Annotated in this window: 14 protein-coding genes and 1 tRNA gene; 2 read left to right on the top strand and 13 right to left on the bottom strand. The window is 71.1% G+C overall.

What is annotated here, in order from left to right; genetic code table 11:
* The first annotated feature begins 21 nt into the window (after positions 1-21).
* Complete coding sequence (locus ASE87_RS13380; RefSeq protein ID WP_157489883.1) at positions 22-2250, top strand: Ig-like domain-containing protein; 2229 nt, start codon at positions 22-24, stop codon at positions 2248-2250.
* 705 nt (positions 2251-2955) lie between these two features.
* Here ASE87_RS13380 and ASE87_RS13375 read toward each other — a convergent pair.
* The 13 genes from ASE87_RS13375 to ASE87_RS13315 all read right to left on the bottom strand — a co-directional run bounded on the left by ASE87_RS13375 (position 2956) and on the right by ASE87_RS13315 (position 17629).
* A tRNA-Leu gene (locus ASE87_RS13375) sits at positions 2956-3029 on the bottom strand.
* A 77-nt stretch (positions 3030-3106) separates the two neighbouring features.
* Complete coding sequence (locus ASE87_RS13370) at positions 3107-4666, bottom strand: NAD(P)/FAD-dependent oxidoreductase (RefSeq protein WP_056229155.1); 1560 nt, start codon at positions 4664-4666, stop codon at positions 3107-3109.
* Between the two features lie 39 nt (positions 4667-4705).
* On the bottom strand, positions 4706-5953 hold the full coding sequence (locus tag ASE87_RS13365) for a S8 family serine peptidase (RefSeq protein ID WP_235472300.1): 1248 nt from the start codon (positions 5951-5953) through the stop codon (positions 4706-4708).
* 5 nt (positions 5954-5958) lie between these two features.
* A complete protein-coding gene (locus ASE87_RS13360) occupies positions 5959-6516 on the bottom strand; it encodes a DUF501 domain-containing protein (protein WP_056229153.1) in 558 nt (185 codons plus the stop codon).
* Positions 6513-7070 carry a septum formation initiator family protein gene (locus ASE87_RS13355; protein ID WP_056229150.1) on the bottom strand — a complete coding sequence of 186 codons (558 nt, stop codon included), beginning with the start codon at positions 7068-7070 and terminating at the stop codon, positions 6513-6515. Before ASE87_RS13355 ends, ASE87_RS13360 begins: the two co-directional genes overlap by 4 nt.
* An 85-nt stretch (positions 7071-7155) precedes the next feature.
* The gene (gene eno / locus ASE87_RS13350) at positions 7156-8436 is read right to left on the bottom strand and encodes a phosphopyruvate hydratase (RefSeq protein ID WP_043597801.1); all 1281 of its coding nucleotides are present in this window, start codon (positions 8434-8436) and stop codon (positions 7156-7158) included.
* 102 nt (positions 8437-8538) lie between these two features.
* Positions 8539-9780 carry a histidine--tRNA ligase gene (gene hisS / locus ASE87_RS13345; protein WP_043597799.1) on the bottom strand — a complete coding sequence of 414 codons (1242 nt, stop codon included), beginning with the start codon at positions 9778-9780 and terminating at the stop codon, positions 8539-8541.
* Between the two features lie 229 nt (positions 9781-10009).
* The gene (locus ASE87_RS13340) at positions 10010-10591 is read right to left on the bottom strand and encodes a TetR/AcrR family transcriptional regulator (protein ID WP_043597881.1); all 582 of its coding nucleotides are present in this window, start codon (positions 10589-10591) and stop codon (positions 10010-10012) included.
* A 416-nt stretch (positions 10592-11007) separates the two neighbouring features.
* A complete protein-coding gene (locus tag ASE87_RS13335; protein ID WP_056229148.1) occupies positions 11008-11778 on the bottom strand; it encodes a MazG nucleotide pyrophosphohydrolase domain-containing protein in 771 nt (256 codons plus the stop codon).
* Positions 11779-11780: 2 nt separating this feature from the next.
* Positions 11781-15392 (bottom strand): transcription-repair coupling factor, encoded by a 3612-nt coding sequence (gene mfd, locus ASE87_RS13330; RefSeq protein ID WP_056229688.1) that lies wholly within the window; start codon positions 15390-15392, stop codon positions 11781-11783.
* A gap of 97 nt (positions 15393-15489) precedes the next feature.
* Positions 15490-16080, bottom strand: a complete 591-nt coding sequence (gene pth, locus ASE87_RS13325; RefSeq protein WP_043597796.1) for an aminoacyl-tRNA hydrolase — start codon at positions 16078-16080, stop codon at positions 15490-15492.
* A 60-nt stretch (positions 16081-16140) separates the two neighbouring features.
* Positions 16141-16776, bottom strand: coding sequence for a 50S ribosomal protein L25/general stress protein Ctc (locus tag ASE87_RS13320; RefSeq protein ID WP_043597793.1), 636 nt, complete (start codon positions 16774-16776; stop codon positions 16141-16143).
* Between the two features lie 310 nt (positions 16777-17086).
* A complete protein-coding gene (locus ASE87_RS13315; RefSeq protein WP_235472299.1) occupies positions 17087-17629 on the bottom strand; it encodes a gluconokinase in 543 nt (180 codons plus the stop codon).
* Between the two features lie 201 nt (positions 17630-17830).
* Here ASE87_RS13315 and gndA point away from each other — a divergent pair, with 201 nt between their 5' ends.
* Positions 17831-19234 carry an NADP-dependent phosphogluconate dehydrogenase gene (gene gndA, locus ASE87_RS13310; protein ID WP_056229686.1) on the top strand — a complete coding sequence of 468 codons (1404 nt, stop codon included), beginning with the start codon at positions 17831-17833 and terminating at the stop codon, positions 19232-19234.
* Positions 19235-19767 lie beyond the last annotated feature (533 nt).

The raw sequence follows: 19767 nt of genomic DNA, 5'->3' as shown, positions 1-19767 counted from the left end.
CCCCGAGAACGTGCTGAATGGGTGACAGTGTTCGAGTCGCCGACCCTGCATCCGACGCGTCCGTCGACCTCGGTCGACGAACGGCTCCTGGTCGTGCCGCGACGCGGGCGACGCATCGTGTCGACCCTCGCGGCGGTCGTGCTCGGTCTCTCGCTGGTCCTGTGGGTCGGCGTCGGCGCCCATGCCGCGGGCAACCCCTCGGGTACACCCACACCCGTCCCGTCGAACGGCCAGCCCGGTCCCGTTCCGGTCACACCGACCATCCGCGACGTCGGCGATCAGGACGTGAACACCGTCGTGGTCGGCGGCACGGGCACGTCCGGAGCCACCGTGAGGGTGCTCGACCCCCGCGTCCCCAGTCGGGCCCTCTGCGAGGTCACCCTGCCCACCGGAGGCACGACCGGCGTCCCCTGGTCGTGCACGGTGACACTCGAGGACGGTGCCGACCAGACCCTCACGGTCCGCGACGTCACGAACTCGGCCGTGGTCGGCGACGCGATCAGCGCTCCGTTCTCGGTGCTCGGTCCGCCGACGGTCCAGGGCGGACCCGCCGTCGGCGGCAAGGTCGCGGGCACCGCCTTCGCGGGTGCCCGCGTGACCCTCGACGGAGGCGCGGCGTCGGTCTCGGTGACGGCCGACGCATCCGGGGCCTGGTCGGCGGTGCTCCCGTCGACGACCTGGCCGACCGGCCGGTACACGGTCACCGCGTCCCAGTCCTCGGGATCCGTTCCCGCCGTGCCCCGGTCCTCGACCTCCACCGGCGTCACCGTCACGATCGACCGCGACCCACCCGCCGCGCCGGCCGTCCTCTCGCCCCGGGCCGGCGAACGGTTCGCCACGCAACCCCTCACCTTCTCGGGGACGGGAGAAGACGGCGCGACCGTCACCGCCTACGTCGACAGCACCCCCGTCTGCCAGGCCACCGTCGCCGACGGCGCATGGGGCTGCACGTCCTCCGACGCCGCTCTCTCCGACGGAGAGCACGTGGTCCAGGCCGCCCAGATCGACTCGTCGGTGAACGTCGGGCCGCCCAGCGCGGGCATCTCGATCACGGTGACGTCGTCGGCCGCGCAACCCGCGCCTCCGTCGTCCTCGGCCGCACCGGCACCGACACCGGGGCCCGGCGCGTCCGGGGGTCCTGCCGTCCCGACCGAGCCGACTCCCGGGACGCCCGGGGGGACGGTGCCCGGAGACGGCTCGGGAGGCACACCGGGCGACGGCGGCGGGGGCCGGCCCGAGGCGGCCACGCCGACGACCGACTCCTGGGCCGTCGCGACGACCTTCGGCCGCGACCTGCCCTCGCTCGGCCAGACGATGGGCGGCACGGGGTGGTTGCTCGCTCTCGGCCTGGCAGCCGCGTTCGTGCTGCTCGTCGTCGCCCCGGCACGACTGCTGGCCACGGCACTCAGGGGCCGACTGGCGCCTCGTGGCCCACGGCTCACCGGCCGCAATCGTCGCCGCGAGCTCCCCACCTCGTTCTCGACCGCCACGCTCGACCCCCGCCTCGCCGCCGCATTGACCGTCACCGCCGGAGCCGCCGTGGTCGCGCTGGCGGCCGGCCTCGACGACGAGGTCCGCTACGCGCGCCTGTTCGCCGGGATCGTCATCGGGGTCGCCCTGGTCAACCTGCTCGTCGTCGTCGTCCCCACCCGGCTGATGGGGCGTGCCCGAGAACGCGAGGGGCACGTCCGCATGTCACCGCGCCTCCTTCTCGTCGCCGTCGTCGCGTGCGCGGTCACGCGGCTGCTCGGCCTCGACCCGCCCCTCGTGCTCGGCGTGGTGCTCGTCGGCAGCCTCGCCGCAGCACCGCGGTCGCCGGCGCGCCACGGCCGCACCGACGCGGTGGACGATCGCGAGGCAGGGCTGCTGGCGCTCGTCCAGGTCGTCACCCTGGTGGCCGTGTCGGCCGCGGCCTGGGCCGTCCACGGGGCCTTGCCCGCCACCGGGGGGTTCGTCACCGAGCTGGCCCTCGAGACGAGCGCGACGGTCTGCCTGACCGGGCTCGGGTCCCTCGTGCTGGCACTCGTCCCCCTGAGCTCCCTGCCGGGTCGGCGGATCTGGGCCTGGTCGCGCCCGCTGCACGTCGGACTCAGCGTGGTCGGCGTGGCTGCGGCGGCCGCCGTGCTGACGGGCGGTTCGTCGTCGTTCCCCGTCGGAGGGGCGGTCGTGGCCGCCGCCGTCACGGCAGGGCTCTGCCTCGCCGTGTGGCTCTGGACGTCGTTCGTCGAGATCACTCCCGACGACGCCTGACCCGACGCGCCCCTTGGCGGTGGCCACGCGTGCCGTGGCCCGGCCGGGCGCCAGACCGCCGACTGCGGTCCGGCCGACGGTGATCCTGCCGACTGCCACCCCCCTGACTGCGATGCCCCCGACTGCAGTCCTGGATCGCGCCGCGCCTCTTGCGACGGCCGTCGTCGGCACGTCAGGTGGACGACGCACGAACAGGCTCGCCTGCCCCGCGAAGGTGCCGATCTCCTGAGTTGCCGACGACCCGCAGGCAGAGCATGGCGAGGCCAAGCCAGGCCAGGCGAGGCGAGGCCAGGCGAGGCGAGGCGAGGCCAGGCGAGGCGAGGCGAGGCGAGGCGGCCGGGGCGGGAGCGGCGCGGCGAAGCGGGCGAGACGGTTGTCCCGGCCGGCGGACAGAGCCCCGACCGCAGACGACAACTCAGCAGAACGACACCGCGGCGGGCGCTGCGCGCGCACCAGCATGCCGATCTCCTGAGTTGCCGACGCGCGCCGAGGCGCCTGCGAGGCGCGACGCTGAAGAGGCGGGGGCTGACGCATCAGGTCGCGGCGGGGCGACAGGCGCGGCCGAGATCAGGAGGCGCGGGCGGGGTCGACGACGAGAGGCTGCGTTCCACAAGGGGACGGAGGCGCGGGCGGGCCCCCAGCCTCAGGGCACAGGTCCTCGTGCCACCTCGGGGGCAGGTGCCCCGTGCAGCCACAGGTTGCAGGTGCCCCCGCAGGGACTCGAACCCTGACTGAAGCGATTTTAAGTCGCCTGCCTCTGCCGATTGGGCTACGGGGGCCCGAACGACCAGCCTACGAGACGCGGACGCCCGCCACGCTGCAGGCAGCGGGCGGGCGTCTCGAACGTGCTCGAGGGTCACTCGGAGGCGGTTGCTCCGTCGGTTGCCGCGGTCTCGCCGGTCGCCGTCTTCTTGGCGGCGGGCTTGCGGGCGGGGGTCTTGCGAGGAGCCTTCGCAGCGGCCTCGACCCCTTCGGCCGTGCCCTTCTTCGCCGTGCCGTCGTCCTCGACCGGGTTCGCGTACGCGGGACCGGCCTCGCCGGCGGGCTGGCCGGCACCGACGGATGCGGGAGCGGTCGCCTCGGCGGGCGTCTCGACGGCCGGCTTGGGACGCGAGGCGAACTCTTCGAAGGCCGCGCGGGGACGCTCACGGTTGTCGAGCGACACGATGTCGCGCCCCAACCAGAAGTTGTTCCACCAGCCGCCCACGACGCGGAACTTGCGCTCGAACGACGGCATGGCCATGCCGTGGTACCCACGGTGGGCGGCCCAGGCCGGGAAACCCTTCATGGCGAACTTGCCGCTCTGGAAGACCCCGACGTTCAGACCGAGGCCGGCGACGGCACCGAGGTTCTCGTGCTTGTAGTCGACGAGCCCCTCACCGCGGAGCGACGCGACGATGTTCTTCGCGAGGCGCTTGCCCATGCGGACGGCGTGCTGGGCGTTCGGGACGCAGAACCCGCCCACGCCCTTCCCGGTGAGGTCGGGGGTGGCGGCGACGTCGCCACAGGCCCAGGCGTCGGGGACGACGGTCTCGCCGTCGACGATGCGCAGGTCGGCCTTGACGGTGATGCGTCCGCGCTGCTCGAGCGGGAAGTCGGTGCCGCGGACCATCGGGTTGGCCATGACGCCGGCCGTCCAGACGATGAGGTCGGACTCGAACGACTCACCGGTGGAGAGTTCGATCTTGCCGCCGACCGCCGACTGCAGCTGCGTGTCGAGGTGGACCGTGGCGGCGCGTTCGGCGAGGTTCTTGAGCACCCAGTGGCTCGTCTCGAGCGAGACCTCGGGCATGATGCGGCCCATCGCCTCGACGAGGTGGAAGTGCGTGTCGTCGATGGTGAGGTCGGGGTAGTTCTTGAGCAGGTCGCTGGCGAAGCTGCGCAGTTCTGCGAAGACCTCGATGCCGGCGAAGCCGCCGCCGACGACGACGACCGTGAGCAGACGGTCTCGCTCGGGACCGGCCGGCAGGTTCGCCGCCTTCTGGAAGTTCGTGAGCACCTTGTCGCGGATCGCGGCGGCCTCTTCGATGGTCTTGAGGCCGATGGCCTCGTCGGCCACGCCCGGGATCGGGAAGGTGCGGGACACGGCACCGGCCGTCATGACGATCTGGTCGTACTGCATCGTCCAGGCGTCGCCCACCTCGGGCGTGATGGTGGCGGTCCGCGAAGCGTGGTCCACGCCGGTGACCTTCGCCGTGACGACGTTCGTCTTCTTGAGGTGGCGTCGGAGGGCGACGACCGCGTGGCGCGGCTCGATCGAGCCGGCGGCCACCTCGGGCAGGAACGGCTGGTACGTCATGTAGGGCAACGGGTCGACGATCGTGACCTCGGCCTCACCCGCGCGCAGCCATTTCTCGAGCTTCCAGGCGGTGTAGAAACCGGCGTAGCCGCCGCCGACGATCAGGATTTTGGGCACGGCGAATGTCTCCTTGAGGTGGGGGTGTCGCAGACGACCTTACCCCGACCGCCGCGCACGCCTGAACTGGCGGACCGCGCCGACGGCGACGAGCACGGCCGCTCCGCCGAAGACCGTGAACACGATCAAGGGGATGCCCGTGGACCTCATGGTCTCGACGGTGGGCAGCAGGACCGCCAACGGCTGACCCGGATCGGTCACCGGCGTCGGTACGGGCGCCTCCACGGCCGGGTTCGACGCCTGCGCCGACGGCGCCGGCACGTCCGCTCGCCGGTGCACCCTGATCCACTCGGCCAGGTCGCCCATCGGGTTCTCGGCGACCGTCGGCACCGAGGCGGTGACGGCCGCCGCGGCGTCGACGAGCCCGTAGCCGTACAGGGGGTCGGGGGTCGTGGTGCCCTTCGGGGTGGCCGTCGCCACCACTCGGTTGATGACGTCGTCGGCGTCGAGCTCGGGGTGGGCACTGCGCACGAGCGCGACGATGCCCGCGACGAGGGGGGTGGCCCCGCTCGTGCCGCTCCAGCTGTAGTGGACGTCGCCGGGACCGACACCCACCAGGTCTTCGCTGGGAGCGGCCACGCCGATCGTGATGCCCTGACTCGACGCGTCGAAGCTCGCCGTTCCTTGCCGGTCCACCCCGGCGACGGTCAGGACGCCCGGCATCGTCGCCGGTGCACCCACCTCGGTCGTCCCGCTGCCGCGGTTGCCGGCCGCCGCGACGACGACGACGTCGTGCTGCATGGCGTAGAGGAAGGCGTCGTCCCAACTGGTCGGCCAGTCGAGCGTGTTGCGGGTGAGGGACATGTTGATGACGTCCGCCCCGGCATCGACCGCCCAGCGCACGGCGCGGGCGATCTGGTCGTCGGAGTCCACGGCCGTCGAGCCGAAGCCCACCGACACCGAGAGCAGGTCGGCCTCGGGCGCGACACCGATCACACCGTCGCCCGACCCGGTGCCGCGGCCCGCGACCATCGATCCGACCAGCGTGCCGTGGTTGGGGTCCTCGCCGACCGGCGTCTGGCCGTCGGGCGAGCCGAGCCCCGAGACGTCCGTGCCGCCGACGACGGCGCCCTGGAGTTCACGCACCGACGAATCGACACCGGTGTCGATCACCGCCACGGTCGTCCCCGCACCACGTGTCGTCTGCCACGCCCGCTGGATGCCGTAGTCGGCCAGCCAGTACTCGGCGTCTCGCACCTGATCGGCCGACGCGGCCGACGCCGGCACGACGGCGGCGACCAGGGCCCCCAGCACGATCGCCACCACGAACCCCCCGGAACGGCGCACGCGCGTCAGGCTCCCCCGCGGATCGCGGAAGCGGCGACGGACGGTTGGTCGTCGGCCAGGAAGTCGGGGCACCGGCACACGTCGGGACTCCACGACGCGCGCTCGAGGGCGAGGTCTCCGAACGGATTGACGCCCGGCCCGGCGGCCAACGAGTGGCCGACGAGGGCGTGCAGGCACTTGATCCGCTCGGGCATGCCGCCCGCCGTGACGTGATCGATCTCGTCGACGTGCTCGATGCCCTCACGGTCGGCCAGGTAGGCCTCGTGTGCGGCCTGGTACCGGCTCCGTAGTGCGGGGTCGGAGTCGAGGAGGTCGGTGAACTCGGCCATCACCCCGGTGGCCTCGAGGGTCGACACGGCAGCCGTGGCACCGGGGTGGCACAGGTAGTACAGCGTCGGGAAGGGCGTGCCGTCGGTCAGACGAGGTCTCGTCGCCACGACGGTGGGTGCACCGCAGACGCAGCGCGCGGCGATGCCGATCACGTCGCGCGCGGGACGCCCGAGCTGGGCCGTCACGACGCGGACGTCGTGGTCGGTGACGGGGTCGAAGGGGGGCGTGGTCACGGCGTGCCACCTGTCTGCTCGGAGGTCGGGGCGGGCACCTGGCTGCCGCTGATGTCGGGGGCCACGAGTTCGGTCGCGGGTTCGTCGCTCAGGCCGGCGTCGAGCACCGAGGCCGTCATGGCCGCCACCCAGTCGACCTGGGGCGTCTGCAGCGAATCGCTGATCGTCGTACCGGTGCCCGGAGCCGTGCCGGAGGTCTGAGCCGCGTCGTCGCCCATCACGAGGTAGCTGTACTCGCCGGGATAGACGTAGAGCAGGCGATCACGCGCCTGCGCCTCGATGTACGCCGGGTCGCTCCACCGCGCGACGTCCTCTTTCAACTCGTCGACGGACTGCTCTTGCTGCCGGACGTCGTCCTGAAGGGCGGCGATCTGCTGCTGCTGCTGGATCAGGGTGCGCAGCGAGGGGGCGAGGATGACGACGAACATGACGAGGATGACCAGCATGAGCACGCTGAATCCCGAGAACCGGATGGAGCGCAGCCAGTGGCCCGTCGGCGTCTCGCCGGTCGGCAGGGTCACCGGCACACGGCGGTTCGCGGTCTCACGGGGCATGCGACGAGCCTAAACGACGTCTCTGGGGAACGACGGAGGCCCGCCCCGCACGAGCAGGACGGGCCCCGAGGAGGCGCGGGTCGCGTCAGGCGGAGAAGCGCGGGAAAGCGCTGTACCCGGCGTAGACCGCGGCGTCGCCGAGTTCTTCCTCGATGCGGAGGAGCTGGTTGTACTTCGCGACGCGCTCGCTGCGGGCGGGTGCGCCGGTCTTGATCTGGCCCGCGTCGGTCGCGACGGCGAGGTCGGCGATCGTGGTGTCCTCGGTCTCACCCGAACGGTGCGAGAGGACGGTCGTGTAGCCGCTGCGCTGGGCGAGCGCCACCGCGTCGAGCGATTCGGTCAGCGTGCCGATCTGGTTGACCTTGACGAGGATCGAGTTGGCGGCGCCGGCCTTGATGCCCTTGGCGAGGCGCTCGGGGTTCGTGACGAAGAGGTCGTCACCGACGATCTGCGTCTTCGAGCCGATCTCGCTCGTCAGGTGGGCCCAGCCCTCCCAGTCGTCCTCGTCGAGCGGGTCCTCGATGGTGACGAGGGGGTACGACGCGACGAGGTCGGCGTAGTAGTTCGCGAGGAAGGCCGAGTCGCGCTTCTCGCCCTCGAAGGTGTAGCTGCCGTCGGAGTAGAACTCGCTCGACGCCACGTCGAGTCCCAGGGCGAGGTCCTTGCCGGGGGTGAAGCCGGCCTTGGTGATGGCCTCGACCAGCAGGTCGAGCGCGGCGCGGTTGCTGTCCAGGTTCGGCGCGAAGCCACCCTCGTCGCCCAGCCCGGTCGAGAGGCCCTTGGCCTTGAGCTCGCTCTTGAGGGCGTGGTACGTCTCGGCACCCCACTGCAGCGCCTCGGCGAACGAGGACGCGCCGACCGGCAGGATCATGAACTCCTGGATGTCGACGTTGCTGTCGGCGTGCGAACCGCCGTTGATCACGTTGAGCATCGGGACGGGCAGCGTGTGCGCGTTCGGCCCGCCGAGGTAGCGGAACAGGGGCAGGTCGGCCGAGTCGGCCGCCGCACGGGCCACGGCCAGCGAGACGCCGAGGATGGCGTTCGCGCCGAGGCGCTTCTTGTTGTCGGTGCCGTCGAGCTCGATCATGGCCTGGTCGATCAGGCGCTGGTCCGTGGCGTCGAGACCCTCGACCTCGGGGCCGATCTCGTCGATGACGGCGGCGACGGCCTTGAGCACGCCCTTGCCGAGGTAACGGCTCTTGTCGCCGTCACGCAGCTCGTAGGCCTCGAAGGCCCCGGTCGATGCACCCGAGGGGACGGCCGCACGCGACACCGTGCCGTCCTCGAGCAAGACCTCGACCTCGACGGTGGGGTTGCCCCGCGAGTCGAGGATTTCGCGGGCGCCTACGGCGTCGATTGCTGCCACTGGAGAGCTCCTTAGTAGTCGTTCGTCTGGGGACGCGAGGTCCGCGGCCCAGCTTAGCCGCGCCTCCTGCTCTGGTTCGTGGCGAGGAGCGGTGGGAGGCGGTCAGCCGATCGTGCGGACCTCGAGGTCGGCGACCGACTCGCCCCCGCGCACGGTCACGAACCGGCCGAAGCCCGCCGCCGCCAGGCCGTCGAGCTGGTTGGTGAAGTTCTTGGCCTTCTTCTCGAGGCGTACGCGTCGCTCACCGCCCGCCAGGAGCGCACGCTGGAGGGCGAGCAGCTCGACCGGTTCGACCTTCTTGTCGTAGACCAGCGCGAGACCCTCGTCGCCGTCGGCCTCGAGCGTCACCAGGTCGACGAGGCGTTCGAATCCCAGTGAGAAACCGGCCGCGGGCACGTCGCTGCCGAGGAAGCGGCCGATCATGCCGTCGTAGCGACCGCCACCGCCGAGCGAGTAGGGCACGTCGGGGTGGGCGATCTCGAAGATCGTGCCCGTGTAGTAGCCCATGCCACGGACCAGGGTCGGATCGAACTCGAGGGTCGATCCCGGCAGTGCCTCGCGCAGCGCGACCAGGTCGGCGAAGGCCGCGCGGTCGAGCCACGGAGCGTCGTCGGCCTCGCCGGTGGCCCAGGACGCGTCGGCCAGCTGGGTGAGCGCCTCGCCGAGACCGGGAGTGGTGACGCCGAGGTCGACGAGTTCGGCCACGACTCCGTCGACGCCGATCTTGTCGAGCTTGTCGACGACGATCAGCGCCTGGTCGGTGAGCGCCTCGGGCACGGCCCAGTGCGCGAGCATCGCCAGCAGGATGCGGCGGTCGTTCACGCGGATCGTCGTCCCGGTGAGACCGAGGGCGTCGAGCACGGCGGTCGTGGCCTGGATCAGTTCGATCTCGGCCAGGGGCCCGGCCTCGCCCAGGACGTCGATGTCGCACTGGACGAACTGGCGGTAGCGCCCCCTCTGCGGACGCTCGGCCCGCCACACCGGAGCGATCTGCACGGAGCGGAAGACCGTCGGGAGCTCGGCTCGGTGTGACGCGTAGAAGCGTGCGAGCGGCACCGTGAGGTCGAAACGGAGCCCCAGATCGGCGAGTCCGAGCACGCTCTCGGCCGACCGCAGGTCGTCGAGGTCGAGGCCGCGCCGGAGCACGGCGAAGACCTGCTTCTCGTTGTCGCCCCCCAGACCCGAATGGAGGCGCGAGCTCTCTTCGACGACGGGGGTCTCGATCTCGTCGAAGCCGTAGGAGCGGTAGACGCCCCGGATGACCGAGAGGACGCCCTCGCGGCGCCTCTTGTCGGCGGGCAGGTGGTCGCGCATGCCGCGCGGCGGGTTGACGGGGGTCGGCATGAGGACATCATCCCAGAGACGCCGAGCCCCCGAGGTCGTGCCGATTTGCAGGCATGTCACATTCTACGTTATGGTTTTCTCGGGTGGTCGGCGCGAATCGGGTTGCGTGCCGGTCACACCTCGAGGCCCTCCCTTCCCTGCGGTGAGGGCCCGGGCCGGGTCGGGCGCCATGCGTTCGGCCCGGCTCCGCCTCACCGGAGACCCCGACCGAGACCCACGCCAGGCTGGGTCAGTCGCGAGGAACGCGAGAGACCAGGGTCTCGACCGACTCCTTGTAGGCCGCAGACGCTCGACGCCCGTCACCCGAGACGATGGCGTCGTACTGCAGACCGAAGAACGCGTCGACGAAGACCCGCGCCGCGACCTTGGCCTCGGCTGCCGCGACTCCGTTCGCCGAGAGCCAGTCGGCGACGTGGTCGACCCACCGGCCGACGGTCCCGCGCGCAGTGCCATCGGCCTCGCCCGCCACGGTCTCGAGCAGGGCCGCCTCGAGCTCGAGGCGATGCAGGTCGCGTCCCCGTTCGGTGGAGACGTCGTGCCAGACCTTCGCCAGGTGTTTGCCGAACGCCTCACGATCGAGCTCGGAGACCGCGACCGCGAGCAGTCCGTCGTTGCGGGCGACGACGGCACGGACGATCTCGGCGACGAGCTCGGCCCGGTTGCCGAAGTGGTAGACGAAGACGTACGTGCTGACCCCGAGGGCCTCGGCAAGGGTTCGGAAGGACACGGTGGCGAGGGAGCGACCCCGGAGGTGCTCGAGGATCTGACCGAGCAGTTCGGGCTTGCGGGTGGGGTCAGGCTTGCGAGGCATGGTGCCGCTCCTTCGTGCCGACGAGTCGTACTCGCCCTGCGCGGTCGCCGTCGTCGTAGTGGACCATAACAGACGTCTGCCGTGGCCGACCGGTCGGCCGATCGACGGTCTCGCTGCCCCGCCGAACACCGTCGAACCGGACGACGAGTAGACCGACATGTCGTCTTTTGACATGTCAGCAATCACCCTCTACATTGAGGACAACACTCGATCTCCGCCGGGTCGCTGCCCCTCGGGCCGATCCGCTGGTGGACGAGCGCCGGCCTCGCCGCTCATTCGGGTTGAGCAGGCGACGCCGAGGTGCCCCCTCATTCGGGTTGAGGGGGCACCTGCTCGACCGGGGCTGCGTCAGACGCCCCGTGCTCGGACGATCCGTTCTCGGACGATCCGTTCTCGGCCCGTTCCCCTCGGGCCCGTCACCCCTCGGCCCGTCCTTCTCGGGCTGGTCCCGCCTCATCTCGCCGAAGCAGTGTCTCGCGTTCGCGCACGGCCGCCCGGAGGGCACGCTCGGCGTCGATGCCGTGATCGGTGGCCTCGTCGACCCGGGCGAGCAGCGCCCTGCCCCACGCGAGCTCACTCGACTCGGCCCGGGCGACGGGGACGTCCGTGCCCGACGTCACCGTCGGCGCATGATCCGACGCAGGCCGTGCCGCGCCCGCGGAGGCCCGACGCGCGTCGAGCTTCTGAGCCCGGGCGAGAGCCGGCTGCCCGACCGGGACACCGTCGTAGGCACTCGTCCGCTGCGACTTCTCGACCGCCTTCGCCGCCGACCAGAGACGGACGATGTCGTCGACGCCGTCGGCCCGGTCCGCCCCGAACACGTGAGGATGACGCCGGACGACCTTCTCGGCGACGTCGCGGACGACGTCGGCGAGTTCGAACGACCCCGAGGAGGCGCGCGCAGCCAGAGCGCTGTGCAAGACCACCTGGTAGAGCACGTCCCCGAGCTCTTCCCGGAGGTCGTCCACGGTGCCGTCCTCGATCGCCTCGACGAGCTCATAGGTCTCTTCGACGAGATAGGTCACGAGGGATCGAGGGGTCTGCGCCCTGTTCCAGGCGCACCCGCCCTCGTCGGCGAGGAGGGCGTCGACCACGCCGACGAGCTCGTCGAGCCGGACACCTGCCCCGGGCTCGAGGCCGCCCCGCGCCTGGTCGTCCGGGGCGCCGCCCGCCCGCCGGGCCGACACGGTCAGTTCGCCGCGGCCGTGTCGGTCGCCGGACGGGCGACCGGGGCGGAGTAGATCGCCGACAGCAGCTGCTCGACCCAGACGATCAGCTCGTCGTCGCTCGGCGACTGCCCGTGAGCGCGCGGCAAGGGCACGCTGACGGCGTTCGCCTGCGCGAACCACCGCGCACCCGGGTACATGCGCTGCAGGCGCACCTGCATGCTGTCGGGCAGGTCGATGCCCGCGACGCGCAGGTTGCTGCCCATGACGACCACCTCGCTGAGCCCGGCCTTCTGGGCCGCACGGCGCAGACGCGAGACCTCGATGAGGGCCAGCACGGGCGCCGGGGGCTCGCCGTAGCGGTCGGTGAGCTCGTCGAGCACCGAATCGATCTGCTCGTCGGTCGAGGTGGGCGAACTCGCCGTCGAGAGCTTCTGGTAGGCCTCGAGGCGCAGTCGCTCGCTCTCGACGTACTCTTCGGGCACGTGGGCGTCGACCGGCAGTTCGAGGCGCAGCTCGGTCTGTCCCTCGGCGACGTCGCCGCGGAACGAGCTGACGGCCTCGCCGATCATGCGCAGGTACAGGTCGAAGCCGACACCGGCGATGTGCCCGGACTGCTCGCCGCCGAGCAGGTTGCCGGCGCCGCGGATCTCGAGGTCTTTCAGGGCGACCTGCATGCCCGCGCCGAGCTCGTTGTTGGCGGCGATCGTCTCGAGCCGGTCTTGCGCGGTCTCGCTGAGCGGCTTGTCGGCGTCGTAGAGGAAGTACGCGTAGCCGCGCTCCCGGCCTCGGCCGACGCGACCTCGGAGCTGGTGCAACTGACTCAGGCCGTACTTGTCGGCCCGGTCGATGATCAACGTGTTCGCGTTGGCGATGTCGAGGCCGGTCTCGATGATGGTGGTCGAGACGAGGACGTCGAACTTGCGCTCCCAGAAGTCGACCATGACCTGCTCGAGCGTCGACTCGGCCATCTGACCGTGGGCGACGGCGACGCGGGCCTCGGGCACCAGCTCGGCGATCTGCGCCGCGATGCGGTTGATGCTCGACACGCGGTTGTGCACGTAGAACACCTGTCCCTCGCGCAGCAACTCGCGCCGGATCGCCGCGGCTTTCTGGCGGTCGCTCTCGGGGCCGACGAAGGTGAGGATCGGGTGGCGGTCCTCGGGCGGCGTGGCCAGGGTCGACATCTCGCGGATGCCCGTCACGGCCATCTCGAGCGACCGCGGGATCGGGGTCGCCGACATGGCCAGGATGTCCACGTTCGTCTTGAGCTTCTTGAGGGCGTCCTTGTGCTCGACGCCGAAACGCTGCTCTTCGTCGATGATGACGAGGCCCACGTCCTTGTACGAGATGCTCTCGCTGAGCAGCCGGTGCGTGCCGATGACCATGTCGACCGTGCCGTCACCGAGCCCGGCGATCGTCTCTTTCGACTCCTTCGCGGTCTGGAACCGGCTCAGGCTGCGGAGGTGCACGGGGAACCCGGCGAAGCGGTCGGTGAACGTGTCGAAGTGCTGCTTCACGAGCAGGGTCGTCGGCACGAGCATCACGACCTGTTTCCCGTCCTGGATCGCCTTGAACGCGGCACGGACGGCCACCTCGGTCTTGCCGTAGCCGACGTCACCCGAGAGCAGGCGGTCCATCGGGATCGGGCGCTCCATGTCGGCCTTGATCTCGTCGATGGTCGTGAGCTGGTCGGGGGTCTCGGCGAACGGGAAGGCCTCTTCGAGCTCGCGCTGCCAGGGGGTGTCGGGTGGGAACGCGTGACCCTTGCTCGCCATGCGGGCCGAGTACAGCTTGACGAGCTCGACGGCGATGTCGCGGACGGCCTTGCGCGCCTTGCCCTTGGCGGCCGCCCAGTCACCGCCGCCCATCTTGCTGAGCGACGGGGCTTCACCACCCACGTAACGGCTGAGCAGGTCGAGCTGATCGGTCGGGACGTAGAGCTTGTCGCCGGGATAGCCGCGCTTCGAGGGTGCGTACTCGAGGACGAGGTACTCGCGGGAGTGCTTGACGGCGTTCTTCCCGCCGCTCGACACCTCGCGACTCGTGAGTTCGAGGAACTTGCCGATGCCGTGGGTCGAGTGCACGACGACGTCGCCCGGCTTGAGCTGCAAGGGGTCGACGACGTTCTTGCGTCGGGTGGCGAGCTTCTTGACCTGGCGCGAGTCGTAGTTGGCCGAACGGCCGTAGAAGTCGGACTCGCCGAGGACGGCGATCTTGGACTCGAACAGCTCGAATCCGGCCTCGACGCCACCGGCCACGAGATGGACGACGCCGGGTTCGAGCCTGTCGGGCAGGTTCTCTTCGAGTCGGGCGGCGACCTCGCGCTCGGCGAGCACGTCGCGGGCCCGTTCGACGAGGCCCACGCCGCGTGCCGTGACGACGACGGACCAGCCGTCACGCACGCGCTCGACGACGTGCTCGAGGGCTCCCTCGGCGTGGCCGCTGAAGCTCGGCACGACGGCGGCGTCGACCCGCACGTAGTCACCGGCCGACGCGACGGCCTCGTCGTCGGACAGGACCTCGCCCGAGTCGAAGCCGCTCATCGTGAACCAGGACCTGTCGCCGGCCGCCTCGCGCAGGTCGCGGAGGCTGAGGAAGTCGCCCGAGTCGAGGTCGATCGGCGCTTCGGCACCGGCGGTCGCGGCGTTCCAGGCGGCCGACAGGAACTCGCGGTTGGTCTCGGCCAGACTCTGCGCGCGCGACACCACCCGCTCGGGCGAGAGGACGACGACGGAGGCGCCGGCCGGCAGATAGTGCGTCACCGGCACCAGCCGGTGCACGAGCGCGGGCGCCAGGCTCTCCATGCCCTCGACCGGGATGCCCTCGGCGATCTTCGCGAGCATCTGGGAGAGGCTGGGGAACTCGTGCTGCATCTCTCGTGCCCGTTGGCGGACCGCCTCGGTCAGCAGCATCTCGCGGCTCGGCGGCAGCTCGACCGAGGGGACCTCGCCGTCGAGGCTGCGCTGGTCGGCCACCGAGAAGCGACGGATCTGATCGACCTCGTCGCCGAAGAAGTCGACGCGGACGGGGTGCTCGGCCGTGGGGGGGAAGACGTCGAGGATGCCACCGCGGACGGCGAACTCGCCCCGACGGGTGACCATGTCGACCCGGGCGTACGCCAGATCGACGAGGTGCACGGCGATGCCCGAGAGGTCGTGCCCGCGTTCGCCGACCGTGAGACGCACGGGGTCGAGCTCGACGAGGTTGTCACTGAGCGGCTGGAGCGCGGCACGCACGCCCGCGACGACGACGATCGGCCGCACGGAGCCGGGCGCCTCGGCCGCCTCGCGCTGCCACGTGGCGAGGCGTCGCAGGGCGTGGATGCGCTTGCCGACCGTCTCGGCGCTGGGGCTGAGGCGTTCGTGCGGCAGGGTCTCCCACGCCGGGAACTCGATGATCTCGGCGTCGGGCAGGTAACTGTCGAGCGACCCCCGGACCGCCTCGGACTCGCGGCCCGTGGCGGTGACGACCAGCATCGCCTGCGGACCCTCGCGACGGTCGAGCAGCCCCGCGAGCAACGGGACGCGGAGGCCGTCGACGACCGAGAAGTCGGTGCTGCGTGCGGCCCGGTCGAGGGCGGCAGAGAAGGTGGAGGCGCGCGAGAGCGCCTGGATCAAGCCCGCGAGTATCACCCGCACGATGTTACGCGGCACCACCGACACCGCGGCCGGGGTTCGCTGACGGCGACACCGGCCCCGGGCCCGCGGCGGTCGGCGTGCGGCGAGCCGGTCAGCTCTTCGCGGTGTGGAACTTCAGCTGGGCTGCCGTGAGCCCGTCGGTCGCGATCATCTCGACGGCGTCGGCCGCGTCACCGATCAGGAACGGCAGCTCTTTGCGCTCGGTGGACGAGAAGTCCTTGAGGACGAAGTCGGCGGCGGGTTGCCTGCCGGGGGGACGGCCGATGCCGACCCGCACCCGGGTGAACTCGTTCGAGCCGGTGGCGGCGATGATGTCGCGGATGCCGTTGTGGCCGCCGTGGCCACCACCGTGCTTCAGCCGGACGACGTCGAAGTCGATGTCGAGCTCGTCGTGGACGACGATCAGCCGCGACACGTCGAGGTCGTAGTACCGCAGGAGCGCCTGCGTCGGACCGCCCGAGACGTTCATGTACGTGGCGGGCTTGGCCAACACGAAGCGAGGGCCGCCGGGAGCGGTACGCCCCTCGGCGACCGTCGCGTTCGTGCGGTGGTTCTTGAAGCCGGCGGACAGACGGTCGGCCAGTTCGGCCAACACCATCTGCCCCACGTTGTGCCTGTTGCCGGCGTAGCCGGGCCCGGGGTTGCCGAGCCCGACCACGAGCCACTGGTCGTCGAGTGCCATCGTCGTGGTCGTCGTTCTCTCAGTGGATCTGCGCCGGCAGGGTGTTCGGGGTGTGCCGTGTTACTCGGAGCGCTCTTCGTCCTCGATGGAGTCGACGTCGCCCTCGGCCTCGGCGGCCTCGCCGTCCTCGTCGGAGACCGCGTCGGTCGTCAGGTCGAGCTGGGGCACCGAGACGGCGAGCACGAGGGTCTCGGGCTCGCTGACCAGGGTGGCGCCCTTGGGCAGGGCGAGGTCGGCGGCCGAGATCTGGGCGCCCTCTTCGAGGCCCTCGATCGAGACGACGACGCTCTGCGGGATGTGCGTGGCCTCGACCTCGAGCTCGACGACGTTGAGCTCGACGACGTGGATCGTGCCGGGAGCCGACTCGCCCTCGACGTGCACGGGGACCTGGACGGTGACCTTCTCGCCCTGGCGGACGACGATCAGGTCGATGTGCTCGATGGTCTGCTTGACCGGGTCGCGCTGGATGTCCTTGACGAGGGCGAGCTGGTTCGTGCCCTCGATGTCGAGCGTGATGACGGCGTTGGCGCGACGCGTGATCAGCATGGTCTCGTGACCGGGCAGCGTGACGTGCTGGGGGTCGGTGCCGTGGCCGTAGATGACCGCGGGGATCTGGTCGTTCGCGCGGATCTTGCGGGCCGCGCCCTTGCCGAAGCTGGTGCGCACGAGGGCGCTGAGGGTGTTCTGGTCGGACATGTCGTCTCCTTGCAGGGGCCGCGGACGGCCCGGGGGTGTGTGGTCGGTGTCAACTCGAACGCGCATCGCGTGAGGAAGGACCCGCAACCCGAGGGGCGCCGCCCGAAGGACGATCACCGCTGCACGAGTGGTGCCTGAGCACCGAGCGCCTGCCTACCGCGTCGATCACGGGTGCCGGAGCACCCCTCGCCGAGGTTCAGCTGCCCAGGTTACACGTCGGCCGGGCGTGTCGCCAACCCGCGCCTCCTCTGGTCCGTCCGCCCGCGAGGGCGCACGGTCAGTTGGTTCGTCCGCCCCCGAGGGCGCACGGTCAGTGTTCGAGCTCGCCTCGTCGCACGGCCTCGAGATGGGCCACGACCGTCGCCACGACGTCGTCCGGGCCGGGACGCACGTCGACCTCGAACCCGGCCTCGTCGTCGGCCAGCGGCTCGAGGGTGGCGAACTGCGACTCCATCAGCCCGGGCGGCATGAAGTGCCCCTTGCGCTCCCGCTGGCGACGGGCGACGAGGTCGCGCACGCCGGTCAGGTGCACGAACCGGAGGCGCGGGTCGCCTTCGCGCAGGACGTCGCGGTACGCCCTCTTCAACGACGAGCAGGCCACGACGACCGAGTCGTCGCCCGCGGCGGTGATGCGGTCGGCGACGATGCGGAGCCACGGCCACCGGTCGTCGTCGTCGAGCGGGTGCCCCTCGGCCATCTTGCGGCGGTTCGCCTCGGGGTGCAGGTCGTCGGCGTCGACGAACGGGATGCCGAGGGTCTCTGCCAGCAGCTCGCCCACGGTCGACTTGCCCGATCCGGAGACCCCCATCACGACGACGGGTGGGAAGGGAGCGGGGTGGGGCTGGTCGGTCACGGACGGCCTTCGATCGGGAACACGGTCGCGTCAACCCTAGGCGAGCCGTCCGGGAGGGGTACGGACGGTGCCTGTCGGACGCTCGGCACCGAGGCATAGTCTGCGATCACCATCGACCGAGAAGGAGGCACCGTGACCGAACACGGAGAAGCAGCGCAGTCCACCGCCAAGGCGAACATCGGAGTCGTCGGCCTGGCCGTCATGGGCTCGAACCTGGCTCGCAACCTCGCCAGCCGCGAAGGCAACACGGTCGCGGTCTACAACCGTTCCCCCGAACGCACCGACACCCTGATGGACGAGCACGGCGACGCGGGGTTCGTCCCCTCGAAGTCGATCGAGGACTTCGCGGCCTCGCTGCAGAAGCCGCGCACCGCGATCATCATGGTGCAGGCCGGTCGCGGCACCGACGCCGTCATCGACCAGCTCGCCGACGTGTTCGACGAGGGCGACATCATCGTCGACGGCGGCAACGCGAACTTCCAGGACACGCGCCGGCGCGAGGCCGCCCTCAAGGAGCGCGGACTCAACTTCGTGGGTGCCGGCATCTCGGGCGGCGAGGAGGGGGCCCTGAAGGGTCCGTCCATCATGCCCGGCGGCTCGAAGGAGGCCTACGAGACGCTCGGCCCGATCCTGGCGTCGATCGCGGCGGTCGCAGAGGGCGAACCCTGTGTCACGCACGTCGGAGCCGACGGCGCGGGCCACTTCGTCAAGATGATCCACAACGGCATCGAGTACGCCGACATGCAACTCATCGCCGAGTCGTACGACCTGCTGCGCCGGGTCGGCGGCCACGAGCCCGCCGCCATCGCCTCGGTCTTCGAGGAGTGGAACAAGGGCGAGCTCGAGTCGTACCTGATCGAGATCACGGCCGAGGTGCTGCGCCAGACCGACGCCAAGACCGACGGCCCGCTCGTCGACTCCATCGTCGACCAGGCCGGCTCGAAGGGCACGGGCGTCTGGACCGTTCAGAACAGCGTCGGGTTGGGCGTGCCGGTCGGCGGCATCGCCGAGGCCGTCTTCGCCCGCGCCGTGTCGTCGAAGCCCGCCCAGCGCACGGCGGTGCAGAAGACCCTGCAGGGGCGACCCACGATCCAGGAGGCCGGCGACGGCTTCGAGGACGACGTGCAGAAGGCGCTCTACGCCTCGAAGATCGTCGCCTACGCCCAGGGCTTCGACGCCATCATCGCCGGTGCCGACGAGTACGACTGGGACATCGACAAGGGCGCCATCGCCAAGATCTGGCGCGGCGGCTGCATCATCCGCGCACAGTTCCTCAACCGCATCGTCGACGCCTACGAGAAGGACGCGTCGATCGCGACCCTGCTCGAGGACGACTACTTCGCCGCGGCCGTCCGCGACGGCGAAGAGGCCTGGCGCCGCGTCGTCGCCAAGGCCGCCCTCTCGGGCATCCCCGTGCCCGGGTTCGCTTCGGCGCTGTCGTACTACGACTCGCTCGCGTCCGAACGTCTGCCCGCCTCGCTCATCCAGGGACAGCGCGACTTCTTCGGCGCCCACACCTATCAGCGCGTCGACGAGGAGGGCACGTTCCACACCCTCTGGTCGGGCGACCGCTCCGAGATCGAGACGGAGCCGTCGACCCACTGACGAGCGCCAGGGGGGCGCTCACCGCGCCTCCTGCGTTCTGACGGGCGTGCCCGTCGATGCGGTGCCGCTGCGGCGGCCGGCGTCGGCGGGCACGCCCGTTCGTCGCCCGCCGGAGGGGACCTCGGCTCTTCGCGAGGTCGCGCCTTCTCCGTCGGCAACTCGGGAGAACGACCACCGGAACGGCCCGCAGGAGGCGCGGCGCAACCGAACTCCGGAGTTGCCGACCGCAGACGAGCGGCATCGCGAGCCGAACCCGACCATTACCGCCACCGCCACCGCCACCGGGACGTGCTGGACCGTGCCTGCCGGACCGGGCCGGGTCACGCCCCTCGCAGCCCGACGTCACCCCGCCCACGTCGGCAACTCAGGTGAACGACCACCGGAACGGCCCGCAGGAGGCGCGACGCAACCGAACTCCCGAGTTGCCGACCGCAGACGAGCGGGCAGGGCCGTGCCAGGCGGGGCCGTGCCGGACCGGGCCGGGTCACGCCCCTCGCAGCCCGACGTCACCCCGCCCACGTCGGCAGCTCAGG

Source organism: Frigoribacterium sp. Leaf44, from assembly GCF_001421865.1.
Classification (GTDB): Bacteria; Actinomycetota; Actinomycetes; order Actinomycetales; family Microbacteriaceae; genus Frigoribacterium.
Note: the sequence above shows the minus strand (reverse complement) of the source record. Positions and strands in the feature narration are given on the sequence as shown.

Bases quoted from the DNA above. Each gene is read 5' to 3' on its own strand.
- hisS (WP_043597799.1), bottom strand. From the start codon at position 9,780: ATGCCGACCCCCGTCAACCCGCCGCGCGGCATGCGCGACCACCTGCCC.
- gndA (WP_056229686.1), top strand. From the start codon at position 17,831: ATGGGCTCGAACCTGGCTCGCAACCTCGCCAGCCGCGAAGGCAACACG.
- pth (WP_043597796.1), bottom strand. From the start codon at position 16,080: ATGGCACTCGACGACCAGTGGCTCGTGGTCGGGCTCGGCAACCCCGGG.
- ASE87_RS13355 (WP_056229150.1), bottom strand. From the start codon at position 7,070: ATGCCCCGTGAGACCGCGAACCGCCGTGTGCCGGTGACCCTGCCGACC.
- ASE87_RS13340 (WP_043597881.1), bottom strand. From the start codon at position 10,591: ATGCCTCGCAAGCCTGACCCCACCCGCAAGCCCGAACTGCTCGGTCAG.
- ASE87_RS13320 (WP_043597793.1), bottom strand. From the start codon at position 16,776: ATGTCCGACCAGAACACCCTCAGCGCCCTCGTGCGCACCAGCTTCGGC.